At 63.3% G+C, this 17242-nt stretch carries 14 protein-coding genes; 8 read left to right on the top strand and 6 right to left on the bottom strand.

All coding sequences use genetic code 11. The features are described 5' to 3' along the window. Window positions 1-17 precede the first annotated feature (17 nt). Window positions 18-596 (bottom strand): cysteine dioxygenase, encoded by a 579-nt coding sequence (locus BUA26_RS18415; protein WP_072762349.1) that lies wholly within the window; start codon window positions 594-596, stop codon window positions 18-20. A 175-nt stretch (window positions 597-771) separates the two neighbouring features. Continuing rightward, window positions 772-1440, bottom strand: a complete 669-nt coding sequence (locus BUA26_RS18410) for an energy transducer TonB (RefSeq protein WP_072762348.1) — start codon at window positions 1438-1440, stop codon at window positions 772-774. 340 nt (window positions 1441-1780) lie between these two features. Here BUA26_RS18410 and BUA26_RS18405 point away from each other — a divergent pair, with 340 nt between their 5' ends. Further along, the gene (locus BUA26_RS18405) at window positions 1781-2449 is read left to right on the top strand and encodes a PAQR family membrane homeostasis protein TrhA (RefSeq protein WP_072762347.1); all 669 of its coding nucleotides are present in this window, start codon (window positions 1781-1783) and stop codon (window positions 2447-2449) included. Beyond that, complete coding sequence (locus BUA26_RS18400; RefSeq protein ID WP_072762346.1) at window positions 2446-2799, top strand: TfoX/Sxy family protein; 354 nt, start codon at window positions 2446-2448, stop codon at window positions 2797-2799. Before BUA26_RS18405 ends, BUA26_RS18400 begins: the two co-directional genes overlap by 4 nt. 12 nt (window positions 2800-2811) lie before the next feature. On the opposite strand, the gene BUA26_RS18395 is transcribed toward BUA26_RS18400, so the two are convergent. From BUA26_RS18395 to BUA26_RS18385, 3 genes are all read right to left on the bottom strand, one after another. Then, window positions 2812-3294 (bottom strand): DUF456 domain-containing protein, encoded by a 483-nt coding sequence (locus BUA26_RS18395; RefSeq protein WP_072762429.1) that lies wholly within the window; start codon window positions 3292-3294, stop codon window positions 2812-2814. A gap of 103 nt (window positions 3295-3397) precedes the next feature. Next, window positions 3398-4174 carry a ferredoxin--NADP reductase gene (locus tag BUA26_RS18390; RefSeq protein ID WP_072762345.1) on the bottom strand — a complete coding sequence of 259 codons (777 nt, stop codon included), beginning with the start codon at window positions 4172-4174 and terminating at the stop codon, window positions 3398-3400. A 343-nt stretch (window positions 4175-4517) separates the two neighbouring features. Next, window positions 4518-6215, bottom strand: a complete 1698-nt coding sequence (locus BUA26_RS18385; protein WP_218587858.1) for a DUF2334 domain-containing protein — start codon at window positions 6213-6215, stop codon at window positions 4518-4520. Window positions 6216-6706: 491 nt separating this feature from the next. On the opposite strand from BUA26_RS18385, the gene wecB reads away from it, so the two are divergent. The 4 genes from wecB to BUA26_RS18365 are packed head-to-tail and all read left to right on the top strand — an operon-like array spanning window position 6707 to window position 13876. Continuing rightward, entirely contained in the window at window positions 6707-7816 is a 1110-nt protein-coding gene (gene wecB, locus BUA26_RS18380) for a non-hydrolyzing UDP-N-acetylglucosamine 2-epimerase (RefSeq protein WP_072762344.1), read from the top strand. Between the two features lie 17 nt (window positions 7817-7833). Beyond that, window positions 7834-10071, top strand: a complete 2238-nt coding sequence (locus BUA26_RS18375; protein WP_072762343.1) for a glycosyl transferase family protein — start codon at window positions 7834-7836, stop codon at window positions 10069-10071. Next, window positions 10068-12980 (top strand): NfrA family protein, encoded by a 2913-nt coding sequence (locus BUA26_RS18370; protein ID WP_083573083.1) that lies wholly within the window; start codon window positions 10068-10070, stop codon window positions 12978-12980. The genes BUA26_RS18375 and BUA26_RS18370 overlap by 4 nt, the downstream gene beginning before the upstream one ends. Next, window positions 12977-13876 carry a DUF4434 domain-containing protein gene (locus BUA26_RS18365; protein WP_178368628.1) on the top strand — a complete coding sequence of 300 codons (900 nt, stop codon included), beginning with the start codon at window positions 12977-12979 and terminating at the stop codon, window positions 13874-13876. The genes BUA26_RS18370 and BUA26_RS18365 overlap by 4 nt, the downstream gene beginning before the upstream one ends. Window positions 13877-13977: 101 nt before the next feature. On the opposite strand, the gene BUA26_RS18360 is transcribed toward BUA26_RS18365, so the two are convergent. Further along, window positions 13978-15111 carry a hypothetical protein gene (locus BUA26_RS18360; RefSeq protein WP_218587857.1) on the bottom strand — a complete coding sequence of 378 codons (1134 nt, stop codon included), beginning with the start codon at window positions 15109-15111 and terminating at the stop codon, window positions 13978-13980. A 358-nt stretch (window positions 15112-15469) separates the two neighbouring features. On the opposite strand from BUA26_RS18360, the gene BUA26_RS18355 reads away from it, so the two are divergent. Together BUA26_RS18355 and BUA26_RS18350 are read left to right on the top strand one after the other, a co-directional pair. Continuing rightward, window positions 15470-15724 carry a helix-turn-helix domain-containing protein gene (locus tag BUA26_RS18355; RefSeq protein WP_072762340.1) on the top strand — a complete coding sequence of 85 codons (255 nt, stop codon included), beginning with the start codon at window positions 15470-15472 and terminating at the stop codon, window positions 15722-15724. Further along, window positions 15721-17049, top strand: a complete 1329-nt coding sequence (locus BUA26_RS18350; protein WP_072762339.1) for a type II toxin-antitoxin system HipA family toxin — start codon at window positions 15721-15723, stop codon at window positions 17047-17049. Before BUA26_RS18355 ends, BUA26_RS18350 begins: the two co-directional genes overlap by 4 nt. The last annotated feature ends 193 nt before the right edge of the window (window positions 17050-17242 follow it).

Below are 17242 nucleotides of genomic sequence, written 5' to 3'. Positions count from 1 at the left end.
GGGTAGTGTCGTGCGAGTCAGCGCAACAGATGCCCGGCAATCGCACTGCGCTGGGGCTGTGCGATCCATCGCCCGGCCGGCTCCGCCTGCTCGTACGCGAGGTACTCTGCCAGATTGCCGCCGTAGACGTGAAGGGTGAGCGCCGTATCGTAGCGGGACAGATTGCGGCAGCGGTGCGCATAGTGCCGATCGCCTTCGAACCAGGTGGCGTCGCCCGGGCCGAGCCAGTCGAGGCCTTGCATGCGCAAGTCGCCCGAGACGGGATCGCGTCTGTACGACTGCACTTCCAGTGCGCCATGCAGGGTCAATTCCAGGCCCCACAAGCCGGCGTGATCGTGTACCGGGGTGAGATGATTCGGTGGCCATGCCATCACCAGCACGCTGAGTGCCGGTTTGCTGCGCTCGGCCAGCAGCCAGCGTTCGAAGCCGCGTCGGCGTGCATGCAGCGGAGCCAGGCGTGCGGCCATTGCCGGTGCATTCTGATGCACCACCCTACCCAGTTCGCGTGCCATCAAGGCGAGATCGGGCTGCTCGGCGGCGCCATGTTCGAGCGCGATCGCGCGCAGGGTTTTCAAGGTGTTCGAGTGCTTGCCCATGCATGAAACCTGGCAGGGTGGATGGGCGCCAGTGGAGCATGCGTATCGTTAAAGACGCGTAAGCCGGCAGTCGGATATTCGCCACGTTGAAGCGTCCGCGCCGGCTCGTAGGGCGAGCGCCTGCGGACCTGGAAAAGCCCGGCCGGGCTTGGTGCGGCCGGGCTTGGTGCGGCGGTCAATCGAGCAGCTGGAAACTCACTGGCACCCGGGCCCATGCACGCACCGCCTGCCCATTCACCATCGCGGGCAGGAAGCGCCATCCGGCGAGGACCTGATCCCGTGCGCTGCGGTCGAGCAGGGCATAGCCGCTGCCCTGTTCCACCGTCACTTGCAGCGGCTTGCCGGTTTCATCCACCAGCACTCGCAACAGCACGGTGCCGTGCATGCGCTGTTGCCGGGCCTGCGCGGGGAAACGCAACGGGGCCACGCGATAGGCCAGGCTGGCCTCGATCGCGGGTGCCGCCACCGCCGCGCCGGGAGCGGCATCGCTGGGCAGCAGCGTCGGCGCGCTGATCGGCGGCGCGGCGATACGGCCTTCCTCGCTGGGCATGACGACAGGCGGGCTGACCGGTGTGGGGCGCGGAAGCGCCCGCGGCGGTATCGGTGGATGCGGCAACGGTTTCAGCTCGACCGGCAGCGGCGGCGGAAGCACCGCCGGTGGATCGATGATGCGGATCAGCGACGCCGGAGTGAGCTGGCTGACTACCGCCAATTGCGCCGGAGTGATCGGTCGGGTGGCAATCAGGATGACGGCCAGGTTGAGTGCCATCGCGGCGCTGAGGGCGGCGATGCGTGCACTGTCGGGGTGTGGGCGATGAGCAACGGCCAGGCTTGCGGACGACATGGGCGACCTCCTGACATCGACTGTGGGGATGTGGCGGCAGTCGCGCTGCGTGAGCAGGGGGATCGCGGTGCCGCGACTGCAGCGTATGCCTCTGCGGTGATCTTGCGCAAGCAGGCGGCTGGACGGCCATACGGGGGCGGCATTGTCGCGGGTCGCGAGGTACTTCTGCAAAATCCATCATCGGCAACCGGCCAGGCGTGCCGGGAAGAACGGCGACCACCTTGAACTCAAGGGATGGCTGTGGTTACGCAGCAAGGTGGGTCAACGGTAGGCAAGCGTCGACGCGCCCGTTAAGGTAGTCGGGGCGCTGGCAGGCCTGCCGCGCAGTCAGGAGTTCACCATGTCCGTCACATCCGGCGCGCTGATCCCGCGCTACAGCTTCGGCGACGAACTGGCCAGCAGCGTCATTCACGGCGTCGGCATCGTGCTCAGCATCGCCGGGCTGGCCACGCTGGTGGCGTTTGCGGCGTTGCATGGCAATGCGCTCACCGTGGTCGCCTGCGCGGTGTTCGGCACGTCACTGGTGCTGCTGTATACCGCCTCCACGCTGTACCACTCGATTTCCGTCGCCGCCGCCAAGCCGGCCCTGCGCGCGCTCGATCACATCGCGATCTATGTGTTGATCGCCGGCACCTATACACCGTTCACCTTGATCGCGCTGCCCGGTGTCTGGGGCTGGAGCCTGTTCGTGGCGGTGTGGATGCTGGCGCTGGCCGGCAGTGTGCTGGAGCTGGGCCTGTTCAAGCGTTATCACAAACTGGCCGTGCTGCTGTATGTGGGCATGGGCTGGATCGGCATGGTCGCGTTCGAGCCGCTCAGCAAACACCTGCAGGCCGGCGGCATGCTGTTGCTGATCGGCGGCGGCGCGGCCTATACGCTGGGCGTGCCGTTCTATCTGTGGCGGCGGCTGCCGTACCACCATGCGCTGTGGCACGTGTTCGTGCTGGCCGGCAGCGTGCTGCATTTCCTCGCCGTGCTGCTGTACGTGATTCCCGACGCGCGGACATGAGCATGCCGGCGGCACTCGCTGTCATGCGTGGCGAGCTCGAGGACGCGGCCGCGCATCTGGGCAAGCTGCATGATCTGCGCTTCAAGCCGATGTTCGGTGGGCTGATGGCCTGGCTCGATGAAAAGCCGTGTGCTTGGCTGACGGCAGGCGGCATGGCGTTGAAACTGGCGCCCGCCGACCAGCCGGCGCTGCTGCAGCTCGCCGGCGCGTCGCGGCTGATCGCCCAGCCGGGTGCGGCGCCGAGCCGGCATTACATCGTGCTGCCCGCTGCGCTCAGTCGCGACACGGTGCAGCTGGCCGGCTGGCTGGCGAAGAGCGCCGCCGGCGCGCCGCGCAGATCGCGTCGCTGACCTGCGGCCCGGTCAACCAAACAGCATCGCCACGCCGAACAAGCCGACCATCACGAACGAGAGCACGAGTTTGACCAGCGTGCCGAACAGCAGGCCGAGCCAGGTGCCGACCCCTACGTGCGCCGACCGCAGCACGCTGGTGCCGGATGCAAGCTCACCGCCGAGCGCGCCGAGAAACGGTCCCAACAGCAGGCCGGGAATGCCGAAGAACATCCCGATCAGAGTGCCCACCGTGGCGCCCCACAAGGCCAGCTTGCTGGCGCCGACGCGTTTGGCGCCCAGCGTGCTGGCGACGAAATCCACGATGACGCCGAGGCTGCCCAGTGCGCCGATGACCAGCAGCCACCACAGGCCGAGATGCCGGTAATCGTCTACTGCGGCGACCAGCCATATCCCGCCGAAGAGCATCGGAATCCCCGGCAACGTCGGCAGCACGGCACCGGCCAGACCCCCGACGATCAACAATGCGGCGAGTACGTACAACGCGATATCCATCATGCTGGTCTGGTCGATGCGGGCGATGCAGGGATTGGAGCAGAAGTGAGTGGAGAGGGGTGAGAAACGAGAGAAAGCTGTGCCTCCACTCGCTCCTCGCAGGTCACTTCTCCACGAATGCCCGCTCGACCACGTAATCGCCGGGCTCGCGCGTACGCGGCGAAGCGTGGAATCCGCGGCCGTCGAGCAACGTGCACAAATCGTTCAACATCACCGGGCTGCCGCAAAGCATCACGCGGTCGGTAGCGGGATTCAGTGGCGGCAGACCGATCGTCTCGCTCATCACGCCATCGACGATAGCATCGGTGATGCGCCCGCGATGGCGGAACGCCTCGCGCGTGACCGTGGGGTAGTAGATCAGCTTCTCGCGCACCAGCTCGCCGAGGTACTCATGCTGCGGCAGTTCGTGTTCGAGATAGTCGGCGTAGGCGAGGTCGTCGATGTGGCGCACGCCGTGGGCCAGCACGATCTTGTCGAAGCGTTCGTAGGTGTCGGGGTCGCGGATGATGCTCATGAACGGCGCCAGTCCGGTGCCGGTGCCGAGCAGGTACAGATGCTTGCCGGGTTTGAGATCGTTCAGCACCAGCGTGCCGGTGGGTTTGCGCGTGACGATCAGCGTGTCGCCGGGTTGCAGATGCTGCAGGCGCGAGGTGAGCGGGCCGTCGGCAACCTTGATCGAGAAGAACTCCAGGTGCTCTTCCCAGTTGGCGCTCGCGATGGAGTACGCACGCATCAGCGGTCGTCCGTCCGTTTCCAATCCGATCATCACGAACTGCCCGCTGTCGAAGCGAAAGCCGGGATCGCGCGTAGTGCGAAAACTGAAGAGCGTGTCGTTCCAGTGCCGCACGTCGATGACGTGCTCGGTTGCCATTGCCACCATGGTGCTTGTCTCGATATCTCTCGGGGGTCGGGCGGCGCTGCGCACCGCGGCAGCGATGCTCGCTTGCAGGCAGGGCGGGGTGCCGGGGCCTGGCGAATGTCGCAATGAGCTCAGGGCCGTCTCGGCATTTTACGCGATATGGCATGCGGCTGTCGGCACGGGGTGGTGCCCGTTCCTTCCGGGAACGTCCAGCGGCGTCATGTGCCGATCGAATGGGTGGCATGGAAACAAGGCATCGCAGCGGCCACCGGGGCACGTGCGCCCCTCACCTGGATCGGCTGGCGATGATGTGTCGCAGAGGCAGGTCGCCGCCATGCAGCGGCGGCCTGCCAGCCACGATCCGTCAGCCCTGCTTGACGGTGTTCGCAGGTACGAAGGTGTAGCCCATTGCCTGCAGGCCCGCGACGATCTGCTTCAGGTAGCTGATATTCAGGTATGGGTGGAAGAAGAAGCTCTGCACACTATCCTGGATAACGGTGTTGCACTTGGCGCTGAAGAGGATGTCGGCAGGAAAGCGTGGCGGGTTGTTGTTGAACTCGACCAGTTCGACGTTGCCAAGCTGCTCCGGCACCACCACCGAGTTGTAAATGTCACGTACGAGGTACGGGTAGAACTCGCCGTAGATCCTGGTGTAGTCCGGTGTGCCGGTGCCGCAGGCTCCATTCGGGCACCAGCCTGACGCGTACAGGCCGCGATCGTAGCGTGCGGTAAAGGCGGACTGGAACACTTGATAGTCGATGGCCGAAGCGGCGTAGTGCGGCGGCACGAAAATGGTCGGCGCGGAAAGGCCTGCCTTGGCGAAATCCTGCTGACCACTGGTGATGCGTCCTAGCGCCCACGACATGGAGTCTTCCGCCACGGGCGTGTCGAAGACCACATAGTTGCTCGAGTTGATGTGCGCGCGGAAGAACTCGAAATCGTCACCACTGACCGCGCTGTAGGGGTTGGCGATATTGGAGTACTGGTGCGTATACCCATGCATCAGTAGTGTTCCGCCCCTCGACTGCATGTATTTCAGCGCTTTGACCACGTTGGGTGATTGGTATAGATGCTGGAAAACCGGTATGCCGTTGTTGTAATAACCGTTCGGGTCCACGTAGTACGGGATCACCGTCACGCTGAACGGTGCATGCACGCTATACAGGTAGTCAGCGACCGCACGTAGCTCGGCCGGATCGGCATCCGGGCCGACATCCTCGATGCGCACCAGTGCGCGCTTGCGCGACAGCATGGTCGGGTTGGATACCTTGCTGATCAAATCGACGGCCGCGAGATAGCGGTCGTTCGGCCCCGTATAGCTAAAGGGGATCTCGCCGATATAGGTCAGGTTGGCGCCGCGAGTGGCCCAGTTGATGGTGCCGCCGACGTCGTTGGTTGCCGTGGCCAGTACCTGCGCCTTGGTGGGGTCGTTGATCGCTGTCTGCAGCAGGCCGGTAGGAACCGTCAGCGCATTGCGCTGGAGTGCAATGCCCTTGTAGGTCACCGTCAGCGCATTGCTGAAGTCGAAGAACATGGGCGTGAAGCCGTACTGCCCGGCAAAGTTGCTGGCACGGGCCGACAGCTGCCAGATGTTGTCGTTCATCCACAGCACCGGCTTGGTGGTCGCCAGCACGTCGTCGAGCAGCGCGGTCGGCAGCGGTTCGCCATACGTCGAGCCGATATAGATCAGACCGGTGTAGCTGCCCAGTTCGCCCGCGACGTAGTTCACCGCCGGATGCAAGGTGTATTTGCTGCCGTGGGTGACCAGGTTGCCGGCCATCACGCCATAGGCCTCGCCCAACCAGCCCCACTGGCCGGAGGTGTCATACAGCACCAAGGTGTTCTGGTTCGGGTTTGCACCGGGTGCGCCGGTGTACTGGTTCGGTGCCAGCAGCAGCGCGGACGTCACGAAAGTGGTCGGCGTCGAGAGGACGGTCAGCGAATCCTTCGTCGGCAGTGCGGCGCCTGGGGGCGGCGGCGGCGCTGGAAGCGTGCGGGAACCCGTGGACTGCACGGCCGCTGTAGGAGCGGGGGTCAGTTGCGTGGCACTGGCGAGGGACATCGGGCCGGATGCCGCAGCGCAGACCAGTACTGCGCTAGCGACGAGGGACTTGAAAGTCGACAGCCTGAGAAGCGTTGATCTGGTCATGGGAGTGCCTCACGCGCAGTGATTGGGTCGACGCGCGGCTACCGCGCGCATTGCTGGAAATGCGATATGCATCCCGAATGCCCTATCCCTGATCCCGCGAAGGGGACGCCCTGCCTTCCAACGGCAAGCCTACGCCCGAATGATCAGTTTTTTTAGTTAGCCACACGATATATTGATTTTAGTCAAGTGCATGTTGGATAAATTTCCCTAACAATATCTCCAAATTTAACGACTAGTTCTCAAAATCAAACATTCATGCACAGTTTCTTGGCCGCCGGCGCTTGCCGGCCGCGGGCGTCGCCCGAATAAGCGTCCACGGTCCACTTGCTACTGATGAAGCTTTGAAGGCTAAGGAAAAGGTGCCGCGTGGCAGGGCCGCGTCGCCGTCCTGCGAGGGGAAATGTATGCAGGACATACTGATCATCTGTGGCACGCGTCCGGAAATCATCAAACTGGCGCCGCTGTATCACAGCCTCCGCGCCAGCGGATGGCGGCCTCAATGGCTGCACACCGGGCAGCACGACGAAATGGCACGCCAGATGCTTGCGTGCTTTGACATCGTTCCCGACATCTCGCTTGAGCGCGGCGGCGAGAGTCTGTGCGAATTCAGCACGGATTGCCGCAAGTTGCTCGACGGCGTGATGGCGGACAAGTCCTGGTCGTTAGTGATCGTGCAAGGCGATACCGAGAGCACTTTCCTCGGCGCGCTGAGCGCCTTTCATCACCGGATTCCCGTCGCGCACGTCGAAGCAGGCCTGCGGACCTACGACCTCGACCGGCCATTCCCCGAGGAGGGGCTGCGCCAGATGGTCAGCCGCATCACCCGTTTCCATTTCGCACCGACCGAGCGCGCGGCGAGAGCGCTTCGCGAAGAAGCGATTCCGCAAGAGCGCATATTCGTCACCGGCAATACCGTGATCGATGCGCAGCATTGGGTGGTGCGGCATCGCCGGGTGCGGCGTGGCGTGGAGGGGCGGGGCCATCTGCTGGTCACCGCGCATCGCCGCGAGAACTGGGGCAGCGACCTGCGCGAGATCTGCTACGCGATCGCCGATGTCGCGAGTCGTCACCCGGAGCTGCAGGTGCTGTTTCCGGTACATCTCAATCCGGTGGTGGGCCAACCCGTACATGCCATCCTCGGCGAGCTGGCCAACGTGCGCCTGAGTCCGCCATTCGACTACCTGGAGATGCAGCAAGCGTTGATCGACTCCTGGCTGGTACTGACCGATTCCGGAGGCCTGCAGGAAGAGGCCCCCACCTTCGGCGTGCCCCTGCTGGTGCTGCGTACGGAAACCGAGCGGCCGGAGGCGATCGAAGCCGGTTGCGCCCGGCTGGCTGGCACACAACGTGCATCCATCGTGAGGCAGATCGAGGAGCTTTGGTCGGACCCGGCCGCGTACCAGTCGATGGCACGCGCGGGCAATCCGTTCGGTGATGGCCACGCCAGCATCCGGATCGTCGATCTACTGCAAAACGCGTTGGCGAGCGGCGAGCGCCTGCGCGTGGCGATCTAACGCGATGGGGGTGCGGCATGTGGTGGCTGGACGGATTCTCAACCTACCTTTACGGCCTGAGCGTGGTCGCCACCGCGATCGCATTGCTGATGCTGGTCAGCGGCGTGGACGACTTGTTTATCGACACCGTTTACTGGTCGCATCGGCTGTGGAAGTCGCTGTTCATCTACAGCAAGCACGAGCGTACCGACTATCAGGAGCTGTACGGCCCCGCCGAGAAGCCGTTGGCGATCATGGTGCCGGCCTGGAATGAAACCGGTGTGATCGGCCACATGGCCGAGCTGGTCGCGACCACGCTGGACTATGAGAACTATCACATCTTTGTCGGTACCTATCCGAACGACCCGGATACCCAGCGCGACGTCGACGAGGTATGCGCGCGCTTTCCCAACGTGCACAAGGTGGTATGCGCGCGGGCGGGGCCGACCAGCAAGGCCGATTGCCTCAACAACGTGCTGGACGCCATCTTGCAGTTCGAGCAGCGCGCCCGCATGAAGTTCGAAGGCTTCATTCTGCACGACGCCGAAGACGTCGTGTGCGAGCACGAGCTGCGGCTGTACAACTTCCTGGTTGACCGCAAGGATCTGATCCAGATCCCGGTCTACCCGTTCGCGCGGCAATGGAACAATTTCACCAGCCTGCACTACCTGGACGAATTCGCGGAGCTGCACGGCAAGGACGTGCCTGTGCGCGAGGCACTGGCAGGGCAGGTGCCCAGCGCCGGCGTCGGCACCTGCTTCAGCCGACGCGCCGTGCTCACGCTGATAGAAGCGGGCAACGGCGTCGCGTTCGACGTGCAGAGCCTTACCGAGGATTACGACATCGGCCTGCGCCTGAAGGCCTGGGGCATGGAGGAGATCTTCGTGCGATTCCCGGTACTGCGTCAGCAGCGTCGCCCTGCGTGCGAGAACTGCTTCGGCCAGAGCCGGCGCGAGTCCAATGTGATCTGCGTGCGCGAATATTTTCCCGACCGCCTGGCGACGGCGGTGCGGCAGAAATCGCGCTGGATCATCGGCATCGTCTACCAGGGCTACCGCACACACGGCTGGAAGCACGGTCTGGTGCTCAACTATTTCCTGTGGCGCGACCGCAAGGGCGCGATCAACAACTTCGTCAGTTTCGCGGCGATGCTGATCCTGCTCCAGCTGATCGTGATCTGGCTGCTGCAGCAGGTGTGGACGGAAGCGCCGCGCTTCGTCTCGATCTTCGAGGGGCGGCCGTGGTTCGACACCATACTGACAGCGAACATCGCGCTGATGGGCAACCGCATGCTGCAGCGGATCATTTTTGTGTCCGGCTACTACGGCGTGAAACAGGGCCTGTTGTCGATACCGCGACTGCTGTGGGGCAACTTGATCAATTTTCTCGCCAACTGGCGGGCGATCCGCCAGATCATCAAGTGCGGCGATCCACGTCGCGTGGCCTGGGACAAGACTACCCACGATTTCCCCAGCATCGGTGGCGAGAACCACGCCAAGCGTTCGCTCGACGAGATACTGGTCGGGAATGGCGTGGTATCGGCGCTGGAATTGCGTGAAGCGGAACTGCATTGCATCGACGGTCTGCAACTGGGCAGCTCGATGATCCACCAGTCCCGGATCAGCGCCACGCAACTGGCCCGCTCGATCGCCGAGCAGATCGGCGTCGGTTGCGAATCGGTGGACTTCGCCAAGTTGCCGCGCGAATTGCTGAATATGCTCCCGGCGCGCATGGCGCTGCATTATGCCGTGCTGCCGCTGCGCTTCGAAGGCCACACGCTGGCTCTTGCCAGCGAGTCCTACATCGATCCGGTGTCGCTGGCGGCCATCGCGCGCCAGCTCGGCCGGCCGGTGCGCTATGTGATCGCACACAAGGGCCAGGTCGCAGTCGGCCTGCGTCGCTGGTACGCCCATGTGTACGACCGCGATCGCGACTCGCATCATTTGCTTGACGCCGCGGCGCGCCATGGGCAAATCAACGGCGGCCGCATGGCGCAACTATGGGACAGCTATGTGTCGCGCCAGGTCATGCTGGGCGAGATCCTGATCGCGCAAGGTCATCTGGATGAAGTGGCATTCAGGTCATTGCTTTTGAACTATGCGCGCAGTGCACAGCCGTTGGGGGAGTTCCTGGTCGAGCAGGGTGCGATCAGTCGCGAAATACTGGATCGCGCACTGGCTCTTCAGGCAGCGCTGCAGCCGAGCATCGCCAACCTTCTGGAGAAGGAGGCCGATGTACCGGCGCAGGTGGCGACGTCAACGGAGCAAGCAGCATGAAACAGCCATGGTCGACTCGATGTGCGATGGCGCTGTTCGTCATGGCGCCGGCGTGGCCGCTTTACGTGGCGGGGCAGGAATCAGCCGCAGATAGCAGCCGCTACCGGCAGTTCATGGTGTATCCGCATCGTCAGGCCGGTTATGCGGCCATGCGCGCCGGCAATGAGCGCGTCGCAGTTGCCGAGTTCGCGCGCGCGCGCGCGCTGGCGCCGCAGAGCATCGACACCGCATTGGACCTGGCCGAGGCCTATCGGCATTTCGGCCATGCGGCGCAAGCGCGGAAATTGCTGGACGAGCAACGCCGCTACACGCCGAACGATCCACGGCTACGCGCCCCTCCGCCCGTTGCCGCGACACCTGCCGTGGACTGCAGTCGCGACGGCAGGCCGGTATGCCGCGCCCAGCGCGGCTTCGACGACTTGCAGGTGGGCGATCTCGCCAAGGCGCAGGCAGAACTCGATGCCCCGGATTTCGCGCGCAGCCCCGAAGGTCGCGCTTTGCGTCATGCACTGGTCCAGCGTGCGATTTACCTCGGAGACCTTCAGCGCGCCGATGCGCAACTGGCCGTACTGGATGCCAGCGACAAGCTCAGCACCGACGAGCGCAGCCAATGGTTCAATTTGCTGCTTCAGCTCGGCAAGCTGGATGCCGCACGTCAGTTGCAATCGCGTGGCGGGCTGGATGCGCCGGCACAGGACCTGGCCATGGCTCAGGCCATGGCCAACCACAACGATCGCAAAGGACTGGCCACTTATATGGCGTCCCGCCAGCCCGCATTCGCCAGCGAGAAAGACGAGCGGCAATGGGTAAACCTGTTCGCGTTGGTGGCGCACGATCGACCGGAGCTGTTGGCCCGCTATACCTCGCACTATCCTGCCAACGGCGCGTTGCAGGCGCGCCTTTCGGTGCCGTTGGCGATGGCGCGTGGCGACAACGCGATGGCGCAGCGCATGCTGTCGCGGTTGCCTGACAGCAGTTTCCGCGAGGATCGTTTCAGCCTGGATCTGCAGCAGGGCCGGTATGCCGAAGCAAGGCAGCAGGCCGAGGTTCTGATCAGCCAACCGGAGGGGCATCATCTGCTCGATCCCCTCAGCTATCGCTTGATGGATGCGGGTGCCGGTGGGGAGGCAAAGCAACTGCTGTTGGGTGCATACCCGTTTGCCGGCAACCCGGGCTCGGCAGCCTTGTTTTCCCGCGTAGCCGTGCTGGCCGACAAGCAGCCGGCGCTGTTTTCATCCGACGATCGCGCACGCCTGCGGCAGCCGCTGGAAAGCGTGCCGCTGCGCATCGCGCAGATTTCCATCCTTGCCGCGCTACGCGACTGCGATGGCATCCGCCAGGTGATGATCGACCTCTCACCGAGCTATCCCGCCGAACTGTGGCGACAGCTCGGCGATTGCTACGGCAACGACCGGCCAGGTCTGGCCGAGTACGCCTACGCCGAGGCCAACAAGCGCAAGCCCGACAGCGAGGTCACCCGGGCGTTGGCTTATCAGGCCTATAGCGCGCAGGACTATGCAACGGCCTTGCAGGCCTGGCGCTCGGTACCGGCGGCGCACATGCGGTCGGCCGATCTGATGGCCGCCGCGACCACCGCACTCGCCATCGACGAACCGGCCGTGGCACGTTCCTGGCTGGATACGTATGCAGCGCAAGGTGGTCAACGGGATCATACGTATTGGTGGCTGCGCGCGCAGGCCGACGAGCCGCGCGATCCGGCGCTGGCGCGTGCCGATCTTGAAAACGCGGTAGCCATGCATCCCGATCCACGGTACTACGCGCGCCTGGCGGCCTTGCAAAGCCACGCCGGCGAAGCCCAGCAGGCGCTGGTTTCGCTGCAGCATGCCAGCGCGCTCGCGCCCGACGACCCCAGGCTGGCGGCATCGTTGGGCTACGCCTATCTGCAGACGGGTGCGCCGGACAAAGCGGTTGTGGAATTCGAGCGTGCGCACCAGGCCAACCCGGACGACCCGGCATTGACCCGGCAACTGCTATACGTGCACCAGCAGCTCGGCGACAGCGCACAGGCGCAGGTCTATGCGGCGCAGGCGATCGACCAGCTCGGTCCCGCCGCCGATGCCGACACTTCAAGCGGCGGCGCGACGCGGGAAGGCGAAGACCAGGAGCGCTACACCTTGCGGCGCCTGCATGAAGATCTCGGCCGCAAGTGGCGCTTCAATGCCGACATGACCTTGGGCGATAGCGTGTCCTCGGCGGCCAATGCGGCAGCGCCGGGCGTCTCCTATCGCAGCTACATGCAACTCGAAGCGCAATACCGCCTCGATCCCCATCTCACCGGTGGCGACGCCAATACGCTGGCCGCCTATGCGCGCGTCTTCGCCGGCAGCGGCGCCAGCGGTTCGGTGTGGCCGGTGCATTCGCCGATGCTGGGTGTGGGTGTGCATTGGAAGCCGCTGCTCTCGCAGAACGTCATATTGTCCATCGAGCAGCAAACACCTGCCGGCAACAGCCGCGACACCCACAACGACACCATGCTGCGTGCCAGCGGGTCGTGGTCCTTCAGCCCGCGGCTCAACGACGACTGGCATGCGACCGGGCGGGGCTGGTTCACCCAGAACTTCTACGTCGACGTCGCCCACTACCTGCGCGCCAGGCAAACCGTGTTCACCGCGGACTACCAGCTGGGCTGGCAGCACAAACTGGTGGACGGCCAAACCATCGAGCCCTATGTCCATATGCAATACACCGGCATCGACCGCGCGCACGGCGCGGGTTATGTCCGCGATGCGCGAGCCGGCGTCGGTCTGCAATGGAACCTGTGGTACGGCGAAACCCGCTACGACGCCTATCCGCATCGCTTCATCGTCGCGGTGGAAGGGCAGCACGCCTTCACCAGTTACCTGCGCGAGAACAACGCGGTGTTCCTGATCGTGAGGACCCAGTGGTGAGCCTCGCACTGCGCTGGCTCACGGGACTGACGCTGCTGCTGTCGACGTTGCTGGTCGACGCGACCACGGCGGTCTTCTACCAGCCTCAGCTGCGCGATCGCGAGGTCGCGCAAGCGCAGTGGCCGTCGATGTTTGCGCAAGTGCATGCACGGGGCTTCGACACTCTGGTGGTGCAGTGGACCCGGTACGGCGACGCCTTCGGCGACCAGGCCGGACACGCATGGTTGCTACAGCGAGTGCGCGAGGCGCACGCTGCCGGTTTGCGTATCGTGCTGGGGCTGGACAGCGATCCCGCTTTTTTTCAGCGCCAGGAAGCGTCGACGATGGAGTTGGACGACTACCTGCGCATGCTGTCGCGCCGCAACGCCGAGGCCGCCCGCCAATGGGCCGGAGAGCTGGGGAGCGAAGCGATTGCCGGCTGGTATCTACCGATCGAGATCGACGACAGGCGCTGGCGCGATCCCGCTGCACGCGGGCGGCTGCAAGCTTATCTCGCGGCGGAGCGACGCCAGCTGGATGGCATCGCGCAGCGGCCGATCTACGTGACCTCGTTCTTCGCGGGCAATATGACGCCATCGCGTTATGCCGAGCTGCTGGCCGACATCCAGCGCAGCGGCGTGCGGGCCTGGGTACAGGACGGCGCGGGCACAGGGCGCCTCGGAAAGGGAGAGCGTGAGCTGTATCTCGGCGCGGTGAGCCAATGTACAGGAGTGCATGCCCACGGCATCGTCTACGAAATCTTCCGCCAGACCGGCGGGGACACGGCGTTCACCGCATCGGCGTTGCCCGTCGTCGAAGCCACCGCGGCATTGGCGCAGCGAGCGCCGTGCGGGGGTGATAGCGTTTTTTTCGAGCTGCGTTATCTGCCCGAGCTGGCGAACGTATTGCGGCGCTAGCCACGTGCAAAAAGACAAAACGCCTCCAGCTGGAGGCGTTTTGTCTTACTTGCAAAGCGATCACGCAAGGCGATCGATCTATTGCATGGAACGGTCTCTGTTTACTGCGGGACCTTCAGCGGGGCGATCGTCTGGTCGAGCAGGGTCCAGTACGCCTTGGTGTACGGAACCATTTGCTCGGCGTAATTCCACCAGAAGAAACCACCGACGAACTTCGGATCTTTATTGGTATTGACCATCGGGTAATACGTCTTGATCAGGTTCGTCTGCACCGATGTGGGCGCGCTGGTGCTCGACGTGCCGATCTCACCGAAGCCGACCTTGGCGTTCGGGAAGATGCTCTCGAGTGCGCTGAAGTCGGCGCCCCACGAGGGGGAGAGTCCAGGGCAGTCCTGGTAAGGGTAGTAGCTGAAGAATGCGTAGTCGGCACCCTGGCGCACGGCGGATGAGAGGAAGGTGGTAGGCCAGGTCTTCCAGTAATCCTGCGGTTTCTCCCAGCAGTTGGTGCCCTTGCTGTCATCGTTGTAGTAAAGCGTGATGGCGGTCTTGCCGCCGACGCCCTTCACGATCGAATTCGCGGCGGCGACCATCTGTCCGATGGCGGTCTCTTCCGCATTCACCGTGGTGTTGTTGCCGCTCGGATCCTGACGCAGCCATTCGCCATTGATCTCGTTGGCGATCTCCCACACGTCGACTGTGCCGTTCAGGCCGTAGACCAGCTCCTTGGTACGCGCCGTATAGGTGTTGATATCGGTCGGGAAGTAGTACGAGTCCATGATCTCGCCCATCACGTTGGCCACCGTATGCAGCTTGACCAGTGCGGGATAGTACTCGGCGGCGGTCGTGCCCGGATCGAACACCACGCGGACCGTGGGCTTGTACGGCAGCTTGGTCAGCGACGTGACGATCGCATTGATGTTGGACAGGTCATCCAGAGTGACGCCGTAGATGGGGGTTTTGAGAGTCGTCGCGGCCTGGGCATGGGCGTTCGAAGCGAGTGGTGCCGCCGCGGCATAGAGGGCAAGGGATGCTGCAAGTGGGACCAAAAAGGTCTTTGCGGCAGTTGCAAGATTTGTCATCAGATTGGAGTTCTCGTAATTGGGCGATCCTTTACCCGGTTCAGGAGTCATGGCTATGGCACAAGTGGTCCGCCACGGCATGAAGACGGCGCCATGGGAAAACTTGCGAAGTTGAGTTGAGTCGCGCTCGTCCGAGCACTGATGAAAATCGTCCATAAAACGGCTGCCTCCCCTGCGCCAAGGCAAAAGGGGGCGATGGAACCACCGTTGGGAATGCCAGCGAAGACTGCACGGAAGGCCGAAACCATGTCGGACCATCCCGCAGCACAGCGATCGAATCAGCCTTTATCGGAAGACTGGGTACCCGACCCTCACTGGCGCAGGCGAGTCTAACGAATCGACATTCAGGGAGATCAAAATTTGGTTAGCACGCGCCAATTTGTCGCGGTGAACTATGTTTTTTGTGACGTAGTTGGCAGACGTGATCACAAGACATCATCTAGGCGTAAGATGGCTTTATTGATCTATTTGTCAAATATCGGCCCATGACTCCCATTTTTGACAAATACATCAAATGCAGACAATTCTCGAACTTGGAGAAGCGGTAACCGCCAGGCGGAGATCTCTCGGCCTGAAGCAGGGCGAGGTCGCCGCGCGTGCCGGCCTTACCCAGGAAGCGCTTTCCCGCTTCGAGCGAGGGAAGACGGCGGAATTCGGTTCGCGAAAACTGTTGGCCGTGCTGGCCGTCCTGGGAATGGAGTTGCAGTTCACCGAATTGGGGTGGTCAGGCTCACTGGATGAACTTCGTCGCGAGCGGGGTGGCACATGAAGCTCTCGGTCTACGTGCTTGGTCGCGAAGTCGCCGCGCTGGAGTCCATTGGCGACTTCAAAAGCTTGATGACTTATCACCAGGGCGTGGCACCGGAAGACTTCGTCTCTCTGACCATGCGGGTACGCCACGACCCCTATCTCTGGGACGACGTGCTGCATCCGATATTCCAGATGAATTTGCCGGAGGGCTACCTGCTTCAGGTGTTGCAGGAGCAGTTCGGTCCGCATGTCGGCGCCAGTCCCATGGCGTTGTTGGCGGTGATTGGCCGCAACATGATCGGCCGCATCCAGGTGGCGCCGCCGGGCGTCAATTTGAAAGAACCACCCAAGCCGGTGGATGTCGCTGATCTGCTTCAAGGGGACAACTCCGAGGAGGCCTTCGCGGAGCTGGTGCGTCAGCACGCCACCAGTGGTGTATCCGGCGTGGTTCCGAAATTCCTGGATGCGAACGCAGAAAAGATAGCTGCGGGTCCCCACAAGAAGATAACGCTGGTCACCCACCGTCACATCATCAAAGGCTCATCCAGGCTTTTGCCGTTTGTTACCTTGAACGAGCACCTGTGCATGCAAGTCGCAGCCCAGGTCATGCCCACCGCCAGGACCGAGATCTCGCGTGATGGCCAGGCGTTGATCGTCCACCGCTTCGACGTGGACGAGCATGGCGTTCCCCACTGGGGCATGGAGGACTTCTGCGCGCTGCTTGGGCTGCGCCCGGCGGCCAAGTATGAGACGACTTGGGAGCGTATCGGGAAGGCTGTGCGGGATCACGTACCGGTCGCCAACCGGTCCGGTGTCTTTCAGCAAATGGCGGTCATGCTGCTTCTGACCTATGCGCTCCGAAACGCCAACTGCCATGCGAAAAATGTCGCCTTGCTCTACACCGGCCGAGAGGACGTCCATCTCACCCCCGCTTGCGGCATGATCACTACCGCAGCCTATGCGGACTACAGCAACAACCCACCGGGCATAGCCCTCGGCGGGAGGAAGACCTGGGCGCCCAGGAAGCAGCTTCAGCAATTCATCACGGCGACCTTTGGAATTTCCGCCCGGGACCAGAGGCTCATGGTCGATCGAATCACGGACGCGATGATCGACGTTGGCCCCCGCGTGCGTGACGCCATGAATGAGCACCCGGGTTTCGTCGACATCGGCAAGCGCATGCTGTCGGCGTGGCAGGATGGCATCGCCGGCTTGCGCGACAAACGGGTGTACGCCATGGACGGTGCGGATTTGGGCGAGGCCTTCCGTAGCTCCTCGGATTCCGCTCCGACGAAGGCACGTCGCGCCGTCAGGGGACGATCCGATTTGCCGGGGAAAAAATAAGCGTCCTTGCGATCCTCGGGATTCGTGGAAGTCTTCGTTCTTCGTTATTGAGTCGTTGCTTCGGCGGCGTTGAACCATACTTGCCCGTGAAGTGGCGCTACATGACCGTTGATGAAGCAACTAACGTGGCACCGTAATACTCGAAACACCCCGAAAACTGCCGGAAATGCCCAAGAACGTGAGCGCCACAGAA

Source organism: Rhodanobacter sp. OK091 (assembly GCF_900142825.1).
Classification (GTDB): Bacteria; Pseudomonadota; Gammaproteobacteria; order Xanthomonadales; family Rhodanobacteraceae; genus Rhodanobacter.
The sequence above is the reverse complement of the archived record's forward strand: the minus strand, read 5'-3'. Positions and strand labels throughout refer to the sequence as shown.

What these genes read in the sequence shown, in the direction of transcription:
- BUA26_RS18415 (WP_072762349.1), bottom strand. Translation starts at nt 596, where the DNA reads ATGGGCAAGCACTCGAACACCTTGAAAACCCTGCGCGCGATCGCGCTC.
- BUA26_RS18410 (WP_072762348.1), bottom strand. Translation starts at nt 1,440, where the DNA reads ATGTCGTCCGCAAGCCTGGCCGTTGCTCATCGCCCACACCCCGACAGT.
- BUA26_RS18405 (WP_072762347.1), top strand. Translation starts at nt 1,781, where the DNA reads ATGTCCGTCACATCCGGCGCGCTGATCCCGCGCTACAGCTTCGGCGAC.
- BUA26_RS18400 (WP_072762346.1), top strand. Translation starts at nt 2,446, where the DNA reads ATGAGCATGCCGGCGGCACTCGCTGTCATGCGTGGCGAGCTCGAGGAC.
- BUA26_RS18395 (WP_072762429.1), bottom strand. Translation starts at nt 3,294, where the DNA reads ATGGATATCGCGTTGTACGTACTCGCCGCATTGTTGATCGTCGGGGGT.
- BUA26_RS18390 (WP_072762345.1), bottom strand. Translation starts at nt 4,174, where the DNA reads ATGGTGGCAATGGCAACCGAGCACGTCATCGACGTGCGGCACTGGAAC.
- BUA26_RS18385 (WP_218587858.1), bottom strand. Translation starts at nt 6,215, where the DNA reads ATGTCCCTCGCCAGTGCCACGCAACTGACCCCCGCTCCTACAGCGGCC.
- wecB (WP_072762344.1), top strand. Translation starts at nt 6,707, where the DNA reads ATGCAGGACATACTGATCATCTGTGGCACGCGTCCGGAAATCATCAAA.
- BUA26_RS18375 (WP_072762343.1), top strand. Translation starts at nt 7,834, where the DNA reads ATGTGGTGGCTGGACGGATTCTCAACCTACCTTTACGGCCTGAGCGTG.
- BUA26_RS18370 (WP_083573083.1), top strand. Translation starts at nt 10,068, where the DNA reads ATGAAACAGCCATGGTCGACTCGATGTGCGATGGCGCTGTTCGTCATG.
- BUA26_RS18360 (WP_218587857.1), bottom strand. Translation starts at nt 15,111, where the DNA reads ATGGACGATTTTCATCAGTGCTCGGACGAGCGCGACTCAACTCAACTT.
- BUA26_RS18355 (WP_072762340.1), top strand. Translation starts at nt 15,470, where the DNA reads ATGCAGACAATTCTCGAACTTGGAGAAGCGGTAACCGCCAGGCGGAGA.
- BUA26_RS18350 (WP_072762339.1), top strand. Translation starts at nt 15,721, where the DNA reads ATGAAGCTCTCGGTCTACGTGCTTGGTCGCGAAGTCGCCGCGCTGGAG.